Origin of the sequence: Rhodococcus sp. G-MC3 (assembly GCF_030063335.1) — a bacterium.
Classification (GTDB): Bacteria; Actinomycetota; Actinomycetes; order Mycobacteriales; family Mycobacteriaceae; genus Rhodococcoides.
On sequence record NZ_JASISW010000019.1, the window covers coordinates 36,537 to 57,276 of the forward strand.

The window sequence follows — 20,740 nt, forward strand, 5'->3', positions numbered from 1 at the left end:
TATGACCGATTCGCCTGACAACACGGCCTCTTTGGAGAGCGGTTCGACGTTGCTGGAGGATTCCCGTGTCGACCAGAATGCGCAGCCCAAGCACAGTTGGCTCAGCAGGCTGTACACGGGAACGGGTGCCTTCGAGATCATCGGCCGTCGCAAGTTCTACTACATCCTGACCGGTGTGATCGTGTTGATCTGCCTGCTCAGCATGGTGTTCAGGGGCTTCACTCTGGGGATCGACTTCGAAGGCGGAACCAAGATCCAGGTGCCCGCCGCCGCAGACGTCACCACCGAGCAGGTCGAAACCGTGTTCACCGACTCGCTCGGATTCGGTCCGGAGGCGGTGCAGACCGTCGGGTCAGGCGCTGCGGCCACCGTTCAGGTCAGGTCAGAGGCTCTGGATGCGAGGCAGGTAGACCAGGTCAAGACCGCTCTGTTCGACGCCTTCCAGCCCGAAGACAGTACCGGTACGGCGACGCCGAACGCGATCAGCTTCTCCGACGTCAGTGAGACCTGGGGCGGCCAGATCACGCAAAAGGCTCTGATTGCGCTGCTTGTGTTCCTGGTGATCGTGAGCATTTACATCGCGATTCGCTACGAGCGAGACATGGCACTTGCTGCATTGGCTGCATTGTTCTTCGACTTGCTCGTCACTGCCGGTGTGTATTCGCTGGTCGGATTCGAGGTAACCCCTGCCACAGTTATCGGACTGCTCACCATTCTCGGGTTCTCGCTGTACGACTCGGTGGTTGTGTTCGACAAGGTCGAGGAGAACACCCGCGGAATTCTGCACCTGAACCGCAAAACCTATGCGGAACAGGCGAACCTTGCCGTCAACCAGACGCTTATGCGCTCGATCAACACCACTGTCATCGGTGTACTCCCAGTGCTGGCACTGATGATCGTCGCAGTGTGGCTGCTCGGGGTCGGAACACTGAAGGACCTCGCGCTGGTGCAGCTGGTCGGCATGATCGTCGGCGCGTACTCGTCGATCTTCTTCGCGACGCCGTTGCTCGTCACCATCAAGGAGAAGTGGGGCCCGGTAGCCGCACACACCAAGAAGGTGCTCGCCAAGCGCGCCGAAGCGGCTGGTCGTGTCGGCTCGACCAACTTGGTGAAGACCGCCGCAGGTGCCAGTTCGGTCGCGAATGCTCCGGCAACGCCCCAGGTGGGTTCGCGACCGACCGGAAAGCGCGCCAAGAAGAGGCGCTGATGACTGTACGAGCCGGAGTGTATCGAGCGGTGGCAGCCGCAGTGGTTGCCACCGTCGGCGCAGGCGTACTCAACGGATGCTCGTCGCCGGAGGACCCGGTGCCGTCCATCGGATACGCAGTGGACAACACTGTGCCCACTTATAACGCGCAGACCGTCGCCGGCGCCGCATCTGGTGCCAGACAAGCGTTTCCGAGGGTCCAGACGGGGTTCAGTTATCTCGGGCCCGAAGGGGAGTCGCTGTCGGACAACGATATCGGTGGCGTCTCGGTAGTACCCGCGGACGTCCTGACCGTGGCGTTCATGATCGCGCCCCAGGCCACGTACTCCGACGGAGTACCGATGACGTGTGACGATCTCGTGCTCACCTGGGCTGCCAACAGTGGACGTTTCGTGTCGGGAACCGACAATCAGCCGCTGTTCGACTCAGCGTCGAGCGCGGGGTATTCCGATATCGACCGTGTCGACTGTGTGAGTGGCAGCAAGGATGCCACTGTCACGTTCAAGGCCGGCCGCGATTACGAGGGGTGGCGCAGTCTGTTCGGTGCTACCGATCTCCTTCCCGCGCATGTGGTGTCGAGAGCGGCGAACGTACCCGACGTCGTCGAACCGATCCTCGCCGGGGACGTGGCCGCGGTGCGGCGTATCGCCGATTTCTGGAACACCGGTTGGACTCTCACGCCGGGAGCGGTGGACACATCGCTGCTGCCGTCGAACGGTCCGTACCGAGTCGATTCTTACACCGTCGACGGCGGACTCGTTCTCGTCGCCAACGACAAATGGTGGGGCATCCCGCCCGAGACCGAGCGAGTGGTGATCTGGCCGAAAGGTACCGATCTGGCCGCGCGTGCTGACGCCGGAGATCTCGACATCGTCGATCAGGGTGTCGGCGGCACATTGCCCGACGCATTCACGGCGACGAATTTTCCCTCGCACGGGGTCGAGCAACTGACTTTTGCGACGAGTGGATCACTCTCTTCTTCAGCGGCCCGTCGCGCTGTGGCACTGTGCACCGCGCGCGAGCAACTCTTCGAACAGTACGGACATCAGGGTTACGACCGCCCGAACGGGATTGGTGCAGATGTGGTCGATTCTCGTCTGGTGCAGCCGAACGCACTGATATACGGCCCGGTAGCAGGCACCGCGAGCGGCCGCTACCGCCAGGCGGATACCCCGGCGGCCCAGGCCGCGTTGAAGGACGCAAGTCTCGGTGCTGTGACGGTCAGAATCGGTTACCTAGCTCCCGACCCTCGACGTGCGAGCATCGTCGCCGATATCGCCGCCGCCTGTTCACCTGCAGGAATCACCATCACGGACGCAAGTTCGGAGGATTTCGGGCCCGAAGCCCTTCGCGCGGGTGCGGTGGATGCAGTGCTCGCCTCCACCGGTTCCGCTTCCGGGCCATCCGGTGCCGCATCCGACGCGGCAGCCAGGTACAGCTTGCACAGCGGCATCGGCAGCAACGTCGGTGGTTATGCGAACGGCCGTATCGACGCCATCGTCGATCAACTTGCCGTCGAGACGTCGGATGCAACAGCCCTGTCGATCGCGACGGAAGGCGAGAATATCCTCTGGAACGACATGCCGTCGCTGCCACTGTTCAATCAGCCTCGGAGTCTTGCTGTTGCCGATGGCATGAGCAACGTCGTCGCCAACCCGACGACCTCGGGCGCGGGTTGGAACATGGATCGGTGGATACTTCTTCGGTGAGTACCAACGTCTCGTCACCTCAATCCGATCTCGCCGCACGGGCGGCAGTCAACATCGACAAGCACGTCCGCTGGGCGAACGATTTTCCGGTGGAGGGCGTGCGTTTCGCCGATCTGACACCGGTCTTCGCCGACGCCGACGGGCTGAAGACAGTGATCGGGGCGCTTGCGGAAGCGGGCACCGGTGCCGATCTGGTCGCTGGTATCGACGCACGAGGATTTCTTCTTGGAGCAGGCGTCGCGCTTGCACTCGAATCGGGTGTTCTTGCAGTCCGCAAAGCGGGAAAGCTGCCTCCACCGGTCGTGTCGCAGAGCTACGACCTCGAATACGGGTCAGCCGTTCTCGAGATACCGGAGGACATCGACATCGTAGGTCGAAAGATCTTGATCGTCGACGACGTGCTCGCCACCGGCGGCACCATCGCTGCGACGGCAGAACTTCTGCGTGCGCGCGGTGCGAAAGTTCTCGGTGCCGCGGTGGTTCTCGAGATCGCGGCGCTCGGTGGACGCGAGAGATGTGCCGGGTACCCGCTCGCCTGCCTCCGGCAAGTATGAGGACTAAAGTCCATACATACTGCGTCCCGGACGGCACGAGAGGTTCGACAAGCACGTGAGTGGTTCTTTGGCTCACCGAATCGTGCGCGATGCAGACAACGCGGCAGGAGGCGATCGCAGTGACCAGTTATGTCGACCAACCCTTGCCTGAGCGGCCCGAGCCCGACAGCGCCGAGGACAGCTCTGCGGAGCCGTCCGCCACAGCAACACCCGAGCAGGAACCACTCGTAGTCGGACGCGGTTCGGTTGCAGTGCCGACGTCGGCGTCCAGGCGGGTGCGCGCCCGGTTGGCGCGCCGAATCACGGCGGGTCGCACAGCGGCAGTGAAGCCAGTCCTCGAACCTTTGGTCAGTCTTCATCGCGAGCTGCATCCGAAGGCCGATTTGGCGCTGTTGCAGCGCGCCTACGACGTCGCCGACGAACGCCATGCCACTCAGATGCGCAAGTCCGGCGATCCGTACATCACGCACCCGTTGGCGGTCGCGAATATTCTCGCAGAGCTAGGCATGGACACCACGACCTTGGTCGCGGCACTGCTCCACGACACTGTCGAGGACACCGGCTACTCGCTGACCCAGCTCACCGAGGAATTCGGTGAGGAGGTCGCGCATCTCGTCGACGGTGTGACCAAGCTGGACAAGGTGGTGCTGGGAACAGCGGCCGAGGGCGAAACCATCCGCAAGATGATCATCGCGATGGCGCGCGATCCTCGTGTGTTGGTGATCAAGGTTGCCGACCGTCTCCATAACATGCGCACCATGCGGTTCCTGCCGCCGGAGAAGCAGGCACGCAAGGCGAAGGAGACACTGGAGGTCATTGCACCGCTAGCCCACCGCCTGGGTATGGCCACGGTGAAGTGGGAACTCGAAGACCTCGCCTTCGCGATCCTGCACCCGAAGAAGTACGACGAGATCGTGCGGCTGGTCGCGGATCGCGCGCCTTCACGCGACACGTACCTCGAGAAAGTGCGCGCCGAGATCAACGCGTCGCTGTCCGCTTCGCGAATCAGTGCCGCGGTCGAGGGACGGCCGAAGCACTACTGGTCGATTTATCAGAAGATGATCGTCAAGGGCCGCGATTTCGACGACATCCACGATCTCGTCGGCATGCGCATTCTGTGCGACGAGATCCGAGACTGCTATGCCGCGGTGGGCGTCGTGCACTCGTTGTGGCAGCCCATGGCGGGCCGGTTCAAGGACTACATCGCCCAACCGCGCTACGGGGTGTATCAGTCGTTGCACACCACCGTCATCGGTCCCGAGGGCAAACCGCTAGAGGTTCAGATCAGAACCAGGGATATGCACCGCACTGCCGAGTTCGGCATTGCTGCGCACTGGCGTTACAAGGAAACGCGCGGCAAGCACGGCAACGACAACGCCGAGGTCGACGACATGGCGTGGATGCGCCAGCTTCTGGACTGGCAGCGTGAGGCCGCGGACCCCGGTGAATTCCTCGAATCGCTACGCTACGACCTGGCGGTCAAGGAGATCTTCGTGTTCACCCCGAAAGGCGACGTGGTGACGCTTCCCGCCGGATCGTGTCCGGTGGACTTCGCGTACGCCGTACACACCGAGGTGGGGCACCGATGTATCGGCGCCAGGGTCAACGGCAGGCTCGTCGCTCTGGAGCGCACGCTCGAGAACGGTGAAGTGGTCGAGGTGTTCACCTCGAAAGCGGTCACTGCAGGTCCCAGCCGAGACTGGCAAGGATTCGTCGTCTCGCCGCGCGCGAAGACCAAGATCCGTCAATGGTTCGCCAAGGAGCGCCGCGAAGAGGCACTCGAAGCGGGCAAGGATGCCATCGCGAAAGAAGTCCGTCGCGGCGGACTTCCTCTGCAACGTCTGATGAATGCCGAATCGATGTCGGCGATCGCGCACGAGTTGAGATATGTCGACGTCTCGGCGCTGTACACGGCGGTGGGGGAGAGCCATGTCTCTGCTCAGCACGTCGTGCAGCGACTGGTGGCGCACCTCGGCGGCGTCGGAGACGTCGAGGAAGAGCTGGCGGAGCGCTCGACACCGTCCACCATCCCGACACGTCCCCGTCATGTCGGAGACGCCGGAGTGCTGGTGTCAGGTGCGACAGGGGTCGTCGCAAAGCTGGCGAAGTGCTGCACTCCTGTGCCGGGCGACGAGATTCTCGGATTCGTGACCCGCGGTGGATCGGTCAGTGTGCACCGCACCGACTGCACCAACGCGAAGTCACTCGGCGATCAGTCCGAACGCTTCGTCGACGTGCAATGGGCGCCGTCCGCGTCGTCGGTGTTCCTCGTAGCGATCCAGATCGAGGCGCTCGATCGCCACCGCTTGCTCTCCGACGTCACCAAGGCGTTGGCGGACGAGAAGGTGAACATCCTCTCGGCATCGGTGGCGACGTCAGGGGATCGGGTAGCGATAAGCAAGTTCACGTTCGAGATGGGTGATCCGAAGCACCTGGGACATGTGCTGAACGTTGTCCGCAACGTGGAAGGCGTCTACGACGTCTACCGGCTCACGTCGGCTGCCTAGGCGGCTCCGGCGCATGTGTGCGGTAATACCTCCCCTGGGACGTATTACCGCGCACATGCGCAGAGCGCCTACGAGCTGACAGTCTCGAGCACGACCGGCAGTTTCGGTGCTCCGTCGTCACCGGGCGTCGACACGCCTCCGGCGGCAACGGCATCGAGGGTGTCGAGGCCTTCGTCGGAGATCGTGCCGAAGACCGTGTACTGCGGTGGCAACACCGAGTCGGCATACACCAGGAAGAACTGGCTTCCATTGGTGTCAGGTCCGGCATTGGCCATCGCGACGGTGCCGCGGGGGTAGACGATGGGGCGCGACAGCGCGGGGTCTCCGGCCGGGTACGCCGTGCTGGGGTACTCGTTTGCGAACTCGTAGCCGGGTCCGCGGTTGCCCTTGCCCGACGGATCGCCGCACTGTAGCACCGCCAGTCCCTCTGTCGTGGTGAGGCGATGGCACACGGTGTTGTCGAAGTAACTCTGCGATGCCAACGATGTGAAGCTGTTGACAGTGCACGGCGCCTCGGACCGGTCGAGCGTCAATCCGATCGCTCCCTGGCTGGTCGTGATCGCCACGTCGACGGTGCCTGCGGTGGACACACCCTCCGTTCCCGGTGGGGTGTTCTCCTTGATCGCCGGGGCTGCCTCGGGGTACTCACAACTGGCAGTGGATGCCTCGGCAGCAGGAACGGCAGGAAGCACGCCGAATTGAGACAGGTCGAGTGGTGTCTGCGACGTGGTCGCCGAGCTCGATGCGGCCTCCGTCGTGGACACAGTGGTATCGGATGCAGTGGTATCGGATGCAGTGGTATCGGACGCAGCGGTGTCGGACGAGCCCGACGAGCATCCTGCGACGAGCACCGCCGCTGCTCCGGCAACCGCACTCAGTGCTACGGCGCGCCTCACAGATCGCTTACCATGCTCGTGATGTCCACGGGCAGTGCCGGCGTGCCGTCTGCTGCGCCCCCTTCGGCGCCTGCTGCAGCAACCTTGTCCAACGTCTGGAGACCTGTCTCGTCGATGGTGCCGAACGCCGTGTACGCCGGAGGCAGAGTCGAGTCGCCGTAGACGAGGAAGAACTGGCTGCCGTTGGTGCCTGGTCCGGCATTGGCCATCGCGATGGTCCCGCGCGGATACGAGATCGGCTCGCTGGCCGCGGGATCGCCTTCGGCGTACTGGTCGGCCGGGAACTCGTCGGCGAACTGGTAGCCGGGTCCGCCCATACCGGTACCGGCCGGATCACCGCACTGCAGAACCTGCAGACCCGCGCCGGTGGTGAGGCGATGGCAGGTGGTCCCGTCGAAGTAGCCCTGGTTGGCGAGCGAGACGAAGCTGTTGACCGTGCACGGCGACTGCGGGTTGTTCAACGTCAGACCGATGTTGCCCTGTGTGGTTTCCATGCTGTAGCTCAGCGCTTCGTCGCTCGTCGGCACGCCGTCGGTGCGAGGAGGAGTGTTGGCCTTCGCTGCGGGCTGAGCGGCCGCCGGGTAGGAGCAATTTACGGTCTCGGGTAGGGATTCGGCCCGACCGTCGGCGATCAGGGTGTCGCCGCTGGTTGAGCTTGCCGCGGACGTGCTAGCCGCGGTCGCGTCCGGCTCGTCACTGCCGCGAGTGAGTGCGAACACGACTGCCACGGCGCCTACCACTACGACCAGACCGAGAACAGATCCGGCGATCGTCATCTGCTTGCGCTTCTTGGCGCGGTCGGCTCGATGTTCGAGCTGGCGCTCGAGTTTCCGTTTCGCTGCCGCGCGTCGCTGCTCGTTGCTGGGCAATTGACGTGTCCTCCTGCTTGTCCTGAATTTGACGTGCCTGTTAAGAACGGGCTTGTGTAGAGCTGTCACCGGCCGTGAGTGAGTGTGCCATTACATCCTGAGAACCATCTGACGGCCTCGCGGATTCTCGCCTGTAGGCACTGGCGACGAGCAGATGAACGATGAACAACTAGTCTGGTTCTCGACTTGGCCGTACCGAATACAGGAGCTGCAGCCGTGCTCGTCACCGGATTCCCGGCGGGAATGTTCCAGACCAATTGCTATGTGCTCGCCCACGATGGCTCCGACACATGTGTCGTCGTCGATCCTGGCCAGGATGCCACCGAGCCGCTGTTCCGGTTCTTGAGCGAATCGAACACCACGCCGGTGGCGGTACTCCTCACTCATGGGCACCTCGATCACACCTGGTCGGTTGCTCCTGTGTGCGAGAAGTTCGGGATTCCTGCCTATATTCATCCCGACGACCGCTACATGCTCTCCGACCCGCTCCGGGGAACCGGACCGCAGCTGGCGGCCCTGCTGGGCGACTCCGAGTTCCACGAGCCCGACGAGGTCGTCGATCTCGCGCACGAGGACACTCTTGTGTTGGCGGGCATCGAGATCGGCGTCGTGCATACTCCTGGACACACCCAGGGATCGGTGGCGTTCACCATCGACGTCGAGACTCCCGATGGAACCCTCGCTGTTGCGCTCACCGGTGACACACTGTTCGCCGGTTCCATCGGGCGCACCGATCTGCCAGGGGGAAACCACGAGCAGCTGCTGTCGTCGGTTGCATCGAGACTTCTACCGCTCGCCGACGACACCGTGATCCTTCCCGGCCACGGCGCGCAGAGCTCGATCGGCCAGGAGCGAGCCTCCAATCCATTTCTCGTTGGACTGTCGGCACCCGAACAAGGAAAACTGTGACCGTGAGCAAGACCAGCACTTTTTCTGCGCCCAAGGGCATCCCTGACTACGTACCCCCGAACTCGGCGGAGTTCGTTGCCGTTAGAGAAGGGCTGCTGACCGCGGCTCGCAATGCTGGGTACGGCCACATCGAGCTCCCGGTCTTCGAGGACACCGGTTTGTTCGCGCGAGGCGTCGGCGAATCGACCGATGTGGTCAGCAAGGAGATGTATACGTTCGCCGATCGAGGAGACCGTTCGGTGACGCTGCGACCCGAGGGAACCGCCGGTGTCATGCGTGCCGTCATAGAACATGGCCTCGACCGCGGAGCTTTGCCGGTCAAGCTTGCCTATGCCGGCCCGTTCTTCCGCTACGAACGCCCGCAGGCAGGTCGCTACCGCCAGTTGCAGCAGGTCGGTGTCGAAGCAATCGGTGTCGATGATCCGGCTCTCGATGCCGAGGTCATCGCCGTCGCGGACACCGGGTTTCGCAGTCTGGGTCTGACCGACTTCCGTCTCGAGATCACCTCTCTCGGCGACGACACGTGCCGTCCTCGGTACCGCGAACTCCTCCAGCAGTTTCTTTTTGCGCTGCCGCTCGACGACGAAACGAAGAAGCGCGCGGAGATCAATCCACTCCGGGTGCTCGACGACAAGCGTCCTGAGGTTCGCGAGATGACTGCGGATGCGCCGCTGATGCTCGATCACCTGTCGGAGACGGCCAAGGCCCACTTCGACGAGGTACTCGCGCACCTCGATGCATTGAAGGTTCCCTACGTGGTCAATCCGCGTATGGTGCGTGGCCTCGACTACTACACCAAAACGACATTCGAATTCGTGCACGACGGCCTCGGAGCGCAGTCCGGAATCGGCGGCGGCGGTAGGTACGACGGTCTGATGGCCCAACTCGGCGGACAGGAACTGTCCGGCATCGGGTTCGGGCTCGGAGTCGACCGTACGATGCTCGCGCTGGTCGCCGAAGGTAAGTCTGCGGGCTCTACCGCTCGGTGCGCAGTCTTCGGCGTTCCGCTCGGGGCGGATGCCAAAGCGAAGATCGTCGCCATCGCCGGGGAGCTGCGCGGCAAAGGCATAAGCGTCGATATGGCCTACGGAAATCGTGGGGTGAAAGGCGCAATGAAGGCTGCCGACCGGTCTGGTGCACGCTTCGCTCTGGTCCTCGGCGACAAGGAACTTGCCGAGGGCAACGCCGTGGTGAAAGAACTCGCGACTGGGGAGCAGCGCGATGTTCCACTCGCCGAAGTGGTCTCCGCGTTGGAGGCCGGTCTTGCCGACGTTGGTTCGAACTCAGAGGCCGGTCTTGCCGACGTTGGTTCGAACCCAGGGGCCGGTCTTGCCGGCTGACAGTTCTGCGCGCGTCGAACTCGATCTCGTTCCGGTCGAGTTGATCGCGCCGCGACTGAAGAAGGTCGCCCTTGGTGCGGTGGTGATCGGAATATTGCTCGCGGTCGTTGCGAGTTTCTTCCTGCCGGTCGCGGTGGCATCAGTGCTCGGGGCTGTCGTGGCGGTGCCGACCGCTGGATCTGCATGGGTGGGGCTGAGGCGTCGAACATGGCTCAGCGACAACATCATCCATGCGCGGGGCGGGTTTCGGACGAAGCAGTTGGCAGTGGCGAAGGTGGTCAGTGCCGAAGTTCAGGTGCGTACAGCGCGGATCGATCAGATTTCGCTTCGCCTGTACGACGGCAACTCTCGCGTCACCATCGCGCTTGCGCTTTACACGAAAGGCGGTGGCCGCGAATTGCCGATCTTGTCGCTGAGAAAACTCGCCGACGCCTTGTGGACGAGCGAGTTGGTGCCCGCGGCCGCAATTGCCTCGGTATTGGTCGATCAACTGAAAGCGGAAGCACGCGACGCCGGACTGAACGAACGCCCGCTGTACCGAGCAATCGAATTGGTACGCGATGCAGGTCGAACGCCCTTGGCCACGTTGACCGATCGGGAAGTCGCTGCGCTGACGGGGTAAGCCTTTCAGGTGACCAGGAAGGCATCGATGACCACCGATTCGGCTGATCGCGAGCCGGATGTCACGACGAGTGCCCGATTGAGGTACGTCAATTGTGGCACCGCCGTGGTGATGGCGAGCGTGCCACGAAAGTAATACGCCGCCGGATCTACTTCTTCGGTGCCGTCCAAGGACTCGATCACCTCGGCCGGGCCGAACTGGACGCCGCGGTAGGCGAGCGAAAGGTAGCCGCCGACAGTCAGTTCCAGCGTCATGTCGGCGGTGAACTCGGTGCACCCGTCTTGCCTGGTCACTCCAATGATCGACGACGCACCGGCGAGCGTTCCCTCGATGTCGGGACCGGGTGCGGCGCCGCCGAGAATCGGCGTCACAACACGTTCGCCCGCAGGGACGGAACCAACCTTGATCGGCACGCCCAGAGTCAGCCCGAGACGGAGGATGGGTTCGAGAGTCGGCGCGATGGGTGCAGTCACGTGGGGGAACGCTCCTTGGCAGTGGTGGGCTCTGTACCCCTACACGCTATCTGCTGTACGGCACGTGATCTCGCACCGCTGGCACCGCCTTGACATGCCATAGAACACATGTTCGACTATGTGTATGCGATGGGCCGGTCAATCACTCGACGCCGCGGACGACGGCGCATTGCCCGGCCTCGAACGTTCAGGTCTGGTCCGAAGCGTACAGACGCCGGAGTTCGAGGGCATCACCTTCCACGAGGTGCTGTGCAAAAGCGCGCTCAACAAAATTTCGGGGGATGCGTCGCTTCCGTTCACCTGGACCATCAACCCGACGCGTGGGTGCTCGCACGGGTGCCGCTACTGCTTCGCGCGACCGACACACGAATATCTGGATCTGAACTCCGGCAACGACTTCGATTCGCAGATCGTGGTGAAGACCAACATCGGAGCAGTTCTCCGCAAGGAACTTGCGCGTCGATCATGGAAACGCGAGCCGGTAGCGCTCGGGACGAACACTGATCCTTACCAGCGGGCCGAGGGAAGGTATCGATTGATGCCGAGCATCATTCGAGCGCTGGCCGAGTCGGGGACACCGTTTTCCATCCTGACGAAGGGAACGCTGCTCCGGCGCGACCTTCCGCTGCTCACTCTCGCGGCTCGGCAGGTCGACATTCACATCAGCGTGAGCCTTGCCATCCATGACGCCGATCTGCAGAAGCAGATCGAACCGGGCACACCCAGTCCGCGCGCTCGTCTCGATCTCATTCGGGCAGTGCGTGATGCTGGTCTACCGTGCAGCGTGATGGTGGCGCCGGTGATCCCGTTCCTCACGGACGGCGCACGGCAACTCGACGGGTTGTTCGAGGCACTCGCCGATGCCGGTGCGACATCGGTGACGGCCATGCCGATGCATCTTCGATCGTCGACGAAGGACTGGTTCATGTCCTGGCTGTCGGAAAATCATCCTGCGCTCGTTCGCCGCTACCGAACGTTGTACGGTCAGGGCGCCTACGTCACTCCCGAGTACAAGCGGTGGCTGCGCGGCCGCATCGACCCACTGCTGGACCGTCACGGATTCGGGGTCGACGACACAAGATCGATGCCCGAGAACGTGCCAGCCGAGCCCGCGGCGGCTCCTCAGGACCGAACCCCCGCGATGACCCTGTTTTGATGGCCTTGCTTGGAGGGTCTACCGGGTGAGCGCGGGCGGGTTGTTCAGGTCGCGCGCCGAGAAGGTATCGCACGCCGACACCTGCCCTGTTCGGTATCCGGTGGCAAACCAACTCTGGCGCTGCTCCGACGAACCATGTGTCCAGCCCTCGGGATTGACCCGGCCGCTGGAAGCCTGTTGGATCCGGTCGTCGCCCACGGACGATGCGGCCGACAGGGCGTCATCGATATCGGTTTGAGTGAGAGGTGCCAAGAACGGTAGGCCGGTGTTCGGGTCAGGGATGACCGCTGCCTGGCTGGCCCAGATTCCGGCGTAGCAGTCGGCCTGCAGTTCCACCCGAACTGCTCCAGACTCTGCCCCCTGCGGATCCTGCTGCGCTCTGCCGATATCACCGAGCTGATTCTGGATGTGGTGACCCACCTCGTGTGCGACCACATACTCCTGCGCGAGTTGCCCTCCGCTGGATCCGAAACGATCGACCAAAACTTGGAAGAAGCTGGTGTCGAAGTACGCCGTGGCGTCGGCTGGACAATAGAAAGGTCCGACCGCACTGGTGGCGTTGCCACAGCCGGTGTTGGTCGAGCCCGAGAACAACTGAACCTCAGGCCGGACATAAGCGACGCCCGTCTGCGAGCCCAACTGTGAGGCCCAGACGTCGTCCAAGCTTTGCACCGTTCCGACAACAAGGCAGTCCACGTTCGTATTTGCGTCGAGGCCGGTCTTGCAATTTTCGAGGCCCTCACTACCGCCGGACTGATTCGAGGTGTCCGAGGCTCCGCTGAGTTGCCCAAGGATCGATTCAGCGTCACCGCCGCCGAACAGCAACGCGAGAACCAGCACGATCAGACCGCCTGCACCACCGCCGAGTGCAAGCTTCCCGCCGCGTCCACCTCCTCCGCCACCGGACTTGACCCTTCCTGAATCCAGGCGTGCGCCCTCGTTGAACGTCATCGTCGAATCCTTTCGGGCGGGTCGTTTTGGCACGTTCGACTCCTGGCGTCGCGCTGCCGCGAACACCTGGGCAAAGGTCCACATTTGGTTGATCGAGCACTAGCTTCGCACGCCGCGGTGGTATCGCGTTTCCCGTCTGTGGAAGCTCTCCGTAAGATTAGTGACCGACGAACACGTTTTTTGGAATTTTTGTGAAAGGAAACCAGTGCTGCGCACCCACCTCGCCGGCTCGCTTCGATCCGAGCACGTCGACCGAACAGTCACTCTGACGGGTTGGGTTGCGCGTCGCCGCGATCATGGCGGTGTCATCTTCATCGACCTGCGAGATGCCTCCGGCGTCGCACAAGTGGTGTTTCGTGATGGCGAAGTTGCCGAGAAGGCGCACCGCCTGCGCGCCGAGTATGTCGTCAAGGTCACCGGCAAAGTAGAGCAGCGCCCGGAGGGAAACCAGAATTTCGAGATCCCGACCGGTGCGATCGAGGTCGACGCTTCCGACATCGAGGTTCTGTCCGAAAGCGCTCCGCTCCCATTCCAGCTCGATGACCAGCCCGGCGAAGAAGCGCGACTGAAGTACCGATACCTCGATCTTCGTCGCGCCGGACCAGGTCATGCGATCCGGCTTCGCTCGCAGGTCAATGCCGCAGCGCGGGGAGTGATGGCTCATCACGAGTTCGTCGAGGTGGAAACACCGACTCTCACCCGCTCGACCCCCGAGGGCGCCCGCGACTTCCTGGTGCCCGCACGGTTGCAGCCGGGGAGCTTCTACGCACTTCCGCAGAGTCCGCAGCTGTTCAAGCAACTGCTGATGGTCGGCGGCATCGAGCGGTATTACCAGATCGCACGTTGCTACCGAGACGAGGATTTTCGCGCGGATCGTCAGCCGGAGTTCACTCAGCTCGACGTGGAGATGAGCTTCGTGACGCAGGACGACATCATCTTGCTTGCCGAGGAAATCCTCGCAGCGCTGTGGAAGCTCGTCGGCTACGAGTTCGAGGGCAAAATTCCGCGGATCACGTACGCCGAGGCGATGCGTCGTTACGGCTCCGACAAGCCCGACCTCCGATTCGACATCGAGTTGGTCGAGTGCACAGACTTTTTCTCCGACACCGCGTTCCGAGTGTTCCAGGCACCTTACGTTGGCGCCGTGGTCATGCCGGGAGGTGCGTCGCAGCCGCGTAAGCAACTCGACAAGTGGCAGGAGTTCGCCAAGCAGCGCGGGCACAAGGGACTGGCCTACGTTCTTGTGGCCGAGGACGGCACACTGGGTGGACCTGTCGCAAAGAACCTCACCGACGCCGAGCGTGACGGTATCGCAACGCATGTCGGCGCGAAGCCCGGCGACGCGATCTTCTTCTCCGCAGGACCGATCAAGGCCTCGCGTGGTCTGCTCGGCGCGGTTCGTGGCGAAATCGCCCGCAAGCTCGATCTGATCGACCCGAAGGCATGGGCCTTCGTATGGGTTGTCGACGCGCCGCTCTTCGAGCCGACATCCGACGCCACCGCCAGCGGAGATGTCGCCGTGGGTTCCGGTGCCTGGACCGCGGTCCACCACGCATTCACCTCACCGAAGCCCGAGTCGATGGAGAACTTCGACACCGAGCCAGGGAAAGCGCTTGCGTATGCCTACGACATCGTCTGCAACGGCAACGAAATCGGTGGCGGCAGTATTCGTATCCACCGGAAGGACATTCAGGAACGTGTCTTCGCGGTCATGGGAATCGGCGTGGAAGAAGCGCAGGAGAAGTTCGGCTTTCTTCTCGACGCCTTCAGCTACGGCGCACCGCCACACGGCGGAATTGCATTCGGCTGGGACCGCATCACAGCATTGCTCGCCGGTGTCGATTCGATCCGCGAGGTCATTGCGTTTCCGAAGTCCGGTGGCGGTGTCGACCCGCTGACGGATGCGCCCGCGCCGATCACCCCGCACCAGCGCAAAGAATCCGGTATCGATGCAAAGCCGGAGAAGAAGGAAGACAAGCAGATCGAGGCAGACGCGGAGTAGCGTCGCCCGATGTTCGAGACAGCCCCCGCCGCGACTCCACGGCGGGGGCTGTCTCTGCATCGATCGCGCTGTCGACTACGTGTCGACGATGAATCAGGTTGCGGGCGAGACAAATCCGCCCGACAGAACGCGGTATGCATAGGTCATCGCAATGAGAGACATCGGCACCGTGAAAATGAGGCCGAGGCCGCAGGGGATCGCCCCGACGACATTGATTGCCGCGAGTGCCAAGAACAGCAGTGCCAGTTGCACGGGTGCGCGTGCGATGAGGCTCGCATTCGTGATGACAGCGGTGTGGAAGGCCAGCCCACGATCGAGCAACAGTTGGAGCACGAACCAGAACATGATGCCGATCACGAGACCGATTGCGATCGAGAAAAAATAATTGTCGAGTAGCGACGTTGCGGCATTCACGACCGAAAGCAGAACGGCAGAGATCGCGATGTTGCCTACGTTACGCAGCCGCCAGAACGATCCGAAGTGTGGTCTCAATCCGTCCAATTCGAGAAGGGACCCTCGTACGAGCACAGCGCCGGCGAAATATCCGACGACTCCGATGGCGGCGGTTCCGATCGTCACGGACCAGGTCACACCGGCGTTGTCGAATTCGGCACCGTAACTCGAGTTTTCGAGAGCGCTGGACGAGAACAGGGCCGTGAGGACGACGACGATGGCGATGATGTAGAGGACGACCAGCACGGCAGCGTACAGGCCCATGAAGCCAAGCCATACACCGATGTTGGCGACGAATTTTTTCCACCCGTACTTGATCGCCTCGCCCGCGCGTAGAGCAGCCGGCGCTGCATTCATCGGGGGGCCGGTATAGCCCCATGGGTCTTGCTGTGGGTACTGGGTGAAGTTGCCTGCCGGGGGAAGGAAGCTCCCAGGCGGATACGCGCCCGGCGGCGGGTAATTCGACTGCGACGATTGGTAGTTGGTGGGCTGGGTGAACCCACCGAGATCCGGATTCCCGCCCTGCTGTGGATCGTGGCCACCGGCCCCGCTCGGTTGGTCGTTCACCATTGCCCCCTCGCTTGCTGTTCCGACTCGGTCGAGCCAGAACCTTACGGCCAGAGGCGATACGTTGGATACCGCACAGTCTGATCTGCCGTGCCGAACGGCAGCGGGTCAAATATGCGAAGCGGGCCATCCAGGTAGTTCTTGGATGGCCCGCTTCGCGTCGAACTATGGGATCACTTGGTGGAGACGACCTGCGTTCCGCCCGCGAGTTCGTCATGCTTGCCCTGCTTGGTAGGGCTGGAATTGATGGTGACTGCAATGACGATTTCGGCGATGAATACCAGTAAGCCACCGAGAATCGGAATGATGTTCAGTAGCAGGAAGGCATTGCGCTTGGCGGCCTCGGCCTGGGTCGGGTGGCCGCCCGCAGCGCCGAGAGTCCGAAGACCGAGGAGCTGTTTGCCGAAGGTCTGTCCTCGGCTCGATTCGAGGAAGACAAAGTACGCAAAGCCTAGAACAGCCGAAACCAGTCCGAAGATGAACTGCCCGACGAATCCGCTCGGAGAAACGGCGTAGACGATGGCTGCAACGATCGCGACGATGATTCCATCGACCAGGCGTGCCAAAAATCGCTTCAGCAGGGTACCGGGTTGACCTCCGCCTGGCAGCTGAGAACCGGCACCGTAAGCCGCGTTGCCCGCTGCAGGCGGCGGTGGGTAATTGCCGGGCGGTGGGTAGTTGCCGGGCGGTGGGTAGTTGCCGGGCGGTGGGGAATTACCGGGCGGTGGGTAGCTGCCGGGAGGTGGGTACCCACCAGCCGGATTCTGCGGGTACTGCGGCTGGTTCGGATCGGAACCGTACTGCGGCCCGTTTGGTGGGTTTTCGCTCACGGAATGTCCCCTCGACTGGAGTTTGGCTGTGCATGTACGAACACCTTATTTTCAGGCTGAGCGAACCGCACTCGACGGGGTGTGTCAAGCATTACGCGCGTCGCTGGCATGCACGATTCGGACACGATCTCACTGAGCGAGCGTGACGAGCGACCTCTAAGGTTGAAGTTTCTTACCCATACCGGGATATGTAAGGGGCTCGCCGTGGGCATCAAAGTCGCACTGGAACACCGAACAGGCTATGCGTTCGATCGAATGGTGCAGGTGTACCCGCACGAGATTCGGCTTCGGCCCGCGCCGCACTCGCGGACACCGATCGAAGCCTATTCACTGAAGATCGAACCTGCAGAGCATTTCATCAACTGGCAGCAGGATGTTTTCGGAAACTTTCTGGCTCGTGTCGTCTTCCCCGAGCGAACCGACCACATGTCGATCACCGTGGGTCTCGTCGCCGATATGGCAGTGATCAACCCGCTGGACTTTTTCGTCGAGGACTGGGCGGAACACTTCGGGTTCGCGTACGAGGCGGACGATCTCCCCGATCTGGAGCCGTACCTGCGACCGGTGGACGAGGACGGTGTCGGTAGCGGACCTGGACCGATCGTCACTGCGTGGGTCGAGAAGCTCGAGGCCGCAGCGCGTGAGCGCGGCGACAAGCTGCGCACGATCGATTTCCTGGTGATGGCCAATCACGCTGTCATGTCCGACATCGGCTATTCCGTTCGTATGGAGCCCGGCGTTCAAACGCCCGATCACACCCTTACCAGTGCTGTCGGTTCGTGCCGCGACTCAGCATGGTTGCTGGTGTCGATTCTGCGGCAGATGGGCCTGGCAGCACGCTTCGTCTCCGGATATCTCGTGCAACTTGCGTCGGACATCAAGTCCTTGGACGGACCGTCCGGACCGGCAGCAGACTTCACCGATCTACATGCGTGGACCGAGGTGTACCTACCCGGCGCAGGGTGGGTCGGGATGGACCCGACATCCGGTCTCTTCGCCGGCGAAGGCCACATTCCGCTCTCGGCAACCCCTCATCCATCCACCGCAGCAGCGATTTCCGGCGCGACGAGCAAATGCAAGGCCGAGCTGGATTTCTCGAACACCGTGGTGCGTGTGCACGAAGACCCACGCACCACGCTGCCGTACACCCCGGAACAGTGGGAGTCGATCCTGGCAACGGCGTCGGTGTTGGACAAGAAGATGGCGGGCCAAGACATTCGCCTGACCGTCGGAGGGGAGCCCACGTTCGTTGCAATCGAGAATCAGGATTCGCCCGAGTGGAACACCACTGCCGACGGTCCGCACAAACGTCTCCTCGCGAGTGCGCTCGCCGAACGCATGCGCACCATCTACGCTCCGGACGGATTGGTTCAACGCAGCCAAGGAAAGTGGTACCCGGGAGAGCCCTTGCCTCGGTGGCAAGTCGGAATGTTCTGGCGAACGGACGGCGAATCCCTCTGGCGTGACGCCGATCTCATCGCCGATCCCTGGCTCCCCGACGGCGAGCGCCCGGCCGCGGTGGCGTCCACGGCATCGCGTGACCTGGTGGCCACGCTGGTCGAGAGTCTCGGGTTGCCACCAGAGCAAGCGCGTCCGGCCTACGAGGATCCGTTGGTTCGGCTACTCGATCTGGTGCGCGCACCCTACGGTGACCCTCCTGCAGACGGTGACGATCTGGAGCCGGGCGTCGACACCGCCGACGCCCGAGCAGCGTTGTTGGCCAAACTCGATTCCACCACGGACGAGCCCGCGGCGTTCGTCCTACCGATCAGCCGCACGCCCGACGGAACCGGGTGGCAGAGCGCGGACTGGCGGCTGCGCCGAGGCCGCCTCGTGCTGCTCGAAGGCGACTCACCCGCAGGACTTCGCCTGCCGTTGAGCGCGATTTCCTGGACCGGCGGCCCCCCTGCGAACCCTGCCGACCCGACGGCGCCGACAGAACCGCTACATGCGCAGCAGTTGACCCAGCGGCCACCTCGACCGGTGGATCCGGTGGAAGCCCGCTACGCACGTCTGGTCGAGTCGAATGTCGCAGGCGCAGTCGGTGGCAACGACGTCACCGCATTGGTCGCTGAAGTCCGCGATGGCATCCTGCATGTGTTCATGCCTCCGATGGATCGGCTGGAGGACTTCGCGGAACTCGTCGAACGGGTGGAGAACGCAGCGTCGGCAATCGACACGCCCGTCGTCATCGAGGGGTACGGGCCGCCGTCGGATCCGCGCATTCAAACCCTGACGGTCACGCCCGACCCGGGCGTCATCGAGGTCAACCTACAACCGTCGTCCTCGTGGGCGGAGCAGAACGAATTGATGGAAACCCTCTACCGGGAGGCCCGCCAATCTCGTTTGACCACAGAAGGATTCGACAACGACGGCACCACCCGCGGTACCGGGGGCGGCAACCACATCACTCTCGGCGGAGTGACGCCGTCGGATTCCCCGGTGCTGCGAAGGCCGGATCTACTCGTCTCGATGCTCACCCACTGGCAGCGGCACCCGTCGCTCTCCTACCTGTTTTCGGGACGATTCATCGGAACCACATCTCAGGCTCCCCGCGCCGATGAGGGCAGAGAAGAATCACTGTACGAACTCGAGGTGGCGTTCAGTGAGATCGAGCGACTGACCGGTCCTGATCGCACGGCCTCTCCCTGGATCGTCGATCGCGCGCTTCGGCATCTTCTGACCGACATCACCGGCAACACGCACCGCGCCGAGTTCTGCATCGACAAGCTCTACAGCCCCGACAGCACCCGGGGACGGCTCGGACTTCTCGAGCTGCGAGGCTTCGAGATGCCACCACACCACCAGATGGCGATGGTGCAATCGCTTCTCGTTCGGTCTCTGGTGTCGAGGTTCTGGGACGAACCATTGAAAGCGCCGCTCATCCGACACGGTGCGAACCTTCACGGCCGATATATGCTCCCGCACTTCGTCATCAGCGACATCGGACGCGTTGCCGAAGATCTGCGCGAGCACGATATCGACTTCGACACCAGCTGGCTCGAGCCCTTCACCGAGTTCCGGTTCCCGCGTCTCGGGACCACCGTGATCGGTGACGCTGAAATGGAGTTACGCGGAGCCATCGAACCCTGGAACACTCTCGGCGAAGAGTCGACTTCCTCGGGCACTGCGCGCTACGTGGATTCGTCCGTCGAACGCATCCAGGTGAAGATCACCGCTGCCGACGAAGGCCGCTACATGGTGACCTGCAACGGGGTACCGGTGCCGATGCTACGAACGGAACGCCAGGACGAACAGGTTGCTGGTGTCCGGTATCGGGCGTGGCAACCACCGAGCGCGCTTCACCCGACCATCGCGGTACAGAGCCCACTCCGCTTCGATCTCATCGAAAAGCAGACCGGCCGTGCGGTCGGCGGGTGCAGCTATCACGTTGTTCACCCTGGTGGCAGGTCCTACGACGGCCCTCCGGTCAACTCGGTGGAAGCCGAAGCACGCCGAAACGGACGGTTCGAAGAGGGCGGGTTCACCGCAGGGAAGGTCGACATAGCAAGATTGCTCGAGATGCATGCTCGACAATCGATCGACGTCACCGCGCCCGGCATGTTGGACCTCCGTCGCACGGGCGTCTACTCCGGATAGCAGTGGCGCGATCGAACAGCGAGTCGAACCGGTGACGATTACCGGCCGTTCCTGCGTACTCACCGCGAGGTGGCGCAACCCGGCATGGAATCGCC

15 protein-coding genes and 1 pseudogene are annotated in these 20,740 nt (G+C 62.8%); 10 read left to right on the forward strand and 6 right to left on the reverse strand.

What is annotated here, in order from left to right:
- The first annotated feature begins 1 nt into the window (after position 1).
- The 4 genes from secF to QMK17_RS19430 all read left to right on the forward strand — a co-directional run bounded on the left by secF (position 2) and on the right by QMK17_RS19430 (position 5,977).
- On the forward strand, positions 2-1,207 hold the full coding sequence (gene secF / locus QMK17_RS19415; protein ID WP_283510928.1) for a protein translocase subunit SecF: 1,206 nt from the start codon (positions 2-4) through the stop codon (positions 1,205-1,207).
- The gene (locus QMK17_RS19420; RefSeq protein ID WP_283510929.1) at positions 1,207-2,916 is read left to right on the forward strand and encodes an ABC transporter substrate-binding protein; all 1,710 of its coding nucleotides are present in this window, start codon (positions 1,207-1,209) and stop codon (positions 2,914-2,916) included. The genes secF and QMK17_RS19420 overlap by 1 nt, the downstream gene beginning before the upstream one ends.
- The gene (locus QMK17_RS19425; RefSeq protein ID WP_283510930.1) at positions 2,913-3,470 is read left to right on the forward strand and encodes an adenine phosphoribosyltransferase; all 558 of its coding nucleotides are present in this window, start codon (positions 2,913-2,915) and stop codon (positions 3,468-3,470) included. The genes QMK17_RS19420 and QMK17_RS19425 overlap by 4 nt, the downstream gene beginning before the upstream one ends.
- A 119-nt stretch (positions 3,471-3,589) precedes the next feature.
- Entirely contained in the window at positions 3,590-5,977 is a 2,388-nt protein-coding gene (locus tag QMK17_RS19430; protein WP_283510931.1) for a RelA/SpoT family protein, read from the forward strand.
- A 68-nt stretch (positions 5,978-6,045) separates the two neighbouring features.
- Here the strand turns inward: QMK17_RS19430 and QMK17_RS19435 are convergent, their stop codons facing one another.
- The gene (locus QMK17_RS19435) at positions 6,046-6,873 is read right to left on the reverse strand and encodes a peptidylprolyl isomerase (protein ID WP_442972799.1); all 828 of its coding nucleotides are present in this window, start codon (positions 6,871-6,873) and stop codon (positions 6,046-6,048) included.
- Positions 6,870-7,742, reverse strand: a complete 873-nt coding sequence (locus QMK17_RS19440; RefSeq protein ID WP_283510932.1) for a peptidylprolyl isomerase — start codon at positions 7,740-7,742, stop codon at positions 6,870-6,872. Before QMK17_RS19440 ends, QMK17_RS19435 begins: the two co-directional genes overlap by 4 nt.
- 216 nt (positions 7,743-7,958) lie before the next feature.
- Between QMK17_RS19440 and QMK17_RS19445 the strand changes: the two genes are divergently transcribed.
- The 3 genes and pseudogenes from QMK17_RS19445 (at position 7,959) to QMK17_RS19455 (ending at position 10,613) form a co-directional block, all read left to right on the forward strand.
- On the forward strand, positions 7,959-8,651 hold the full coding sequence (locus QMK17_RS19445) for an MBL fold metallo-hydrolase (protein ID WP_283510991.1): 693 nt from the start codon (positions 7,959-7,961) through the stop codon (positions 8,649-8,651).
- Between the two features lie 2 nt (positions 8,652-8,653).
- Positions 8,654-9,910, forward strand: a pseudogene (gene hisS, locus QMK17_RS19450) (histidine--tRNA ligase); the annotation flags it as partial.
- Positions 9,911-9,980: 70 nt separating this feature from the next.
- On the forward strand, positions 9,981-10,613 hold the full coding sequence (locus QMK17_RS19455; RefSeq protein WP_283510933.1) for a hypothetical protein: 633 nt from the start codon (positions 9,981-9,983) through the stop codon (positions 10,611-10,613).
- A gap of 5 nt (positions 10,614-10,618) precedes the next feature.
- On the opposite strand, the gene QMK17_RS19460 is transcribed toward QMK17_RS19455, so the two are convergent.
- Positions 10,619-11,086 carry a DUF3237 family protein gene (locus tag QMK17_RS19460; RefSeq protein WP_283510934.1) on the reverse strand — a complete coding sequence of 156 codons (468 nt, stop codon included), beginning with the start codon at positions 11,084-11,086 and terminating at the stop codon, positions 10,619-10,621.
- Positions 11,087-11,210: 124 nt separating this feature from the next.
- Here QMK17_RS19460 and QMK17_RS19465 point away from each other — a divergent pair, with 124 nt between their 5' ends.
- A complete protein-coding gene (locus tag QMK17_RS19465) occupies positions 11,211-12,242 on the forward strand; it encodes an Rv2578c family radical SAM protein (protein ID WP_283510935.1) in 1,032 nt (343 codons plus the stop codon).
- A gap of 18 nt (positions 12,243-12,260) precedes the next feature.
- On the opposite strand, the gene ypfJ is transcribed toward QMK17_RS19465, so the two are convergent.
- Positions 12,261-13,193: a KPN_02809 family neutral zinc metallopeptidase gene (gene ypfJ / locus QMK17_RS19470; RefSeq protein WP_283510936.1), complete on the reverse strand. Its 933-nt coding sequence runs from the start codon at positions 13,191-13,193 to the stop codon at positions 12,261-12,263.
- Between the two features lie 205 nt (positions 13,194-13,398).
- On the opposite strand from ypfJ, the gene aspS reads away from it, so the two are divergent.
- Positions 13,399-15,195, forward strand: coding sequence for an aspartate--tRNA ligase (aspS, locus tag QMK17_RS19475; protein ID WP_283510937.1), 1,797 nt, complete (start codon positions 13,399-13,401; stop codon positions 15,193-15,195).
- Positions 15,196-15,288: 93 nt separating this feature from the next.
- On the opposite strand, the gene QMK17_RS19480 is transcribed toward aspS, so the two are convergent.
- Positions 15,289-16,218, reverse strand: coding sequence for a hypothetical protein (locus QMK17_RS19480; RefSeq protein ID WP_283510938.1), 930 nt, complete (start codon positions 16,216-16,218; stop codon positions 15,289-15,291).
- 170 nt (positions 16,219-16,388) lie between these two features.
- Positions 16,389-17,045: an RDD family protein gene (locus QMK17_RS19485; protein WP_283510939.1), complete on the reverse strand. Its 657-nt coding sequence runs from the start codon at positions 17,043-17,045 to the stop codon at positions 16,389-16,391.
- 204 nt (positions 17,046-17,249) lie between these two features.
- Between QMK17_RS19485 and QMK17_RS19490 the strand changes: the two genes are divergently transcribed.
- On the forward strand, positions 17,250-20,645 hold the full coding sequence (locus QMK17_RS19490; protein WP_283510940.1) for a transglutaminase family protein: 3,396 nt from the start codon (positions 17,250-17,252) through the stop codon (positions 20,643-20,645).
- The last annotated feature ends 95 nt before the right edge of the window (positions 20,646-20,740 follow it).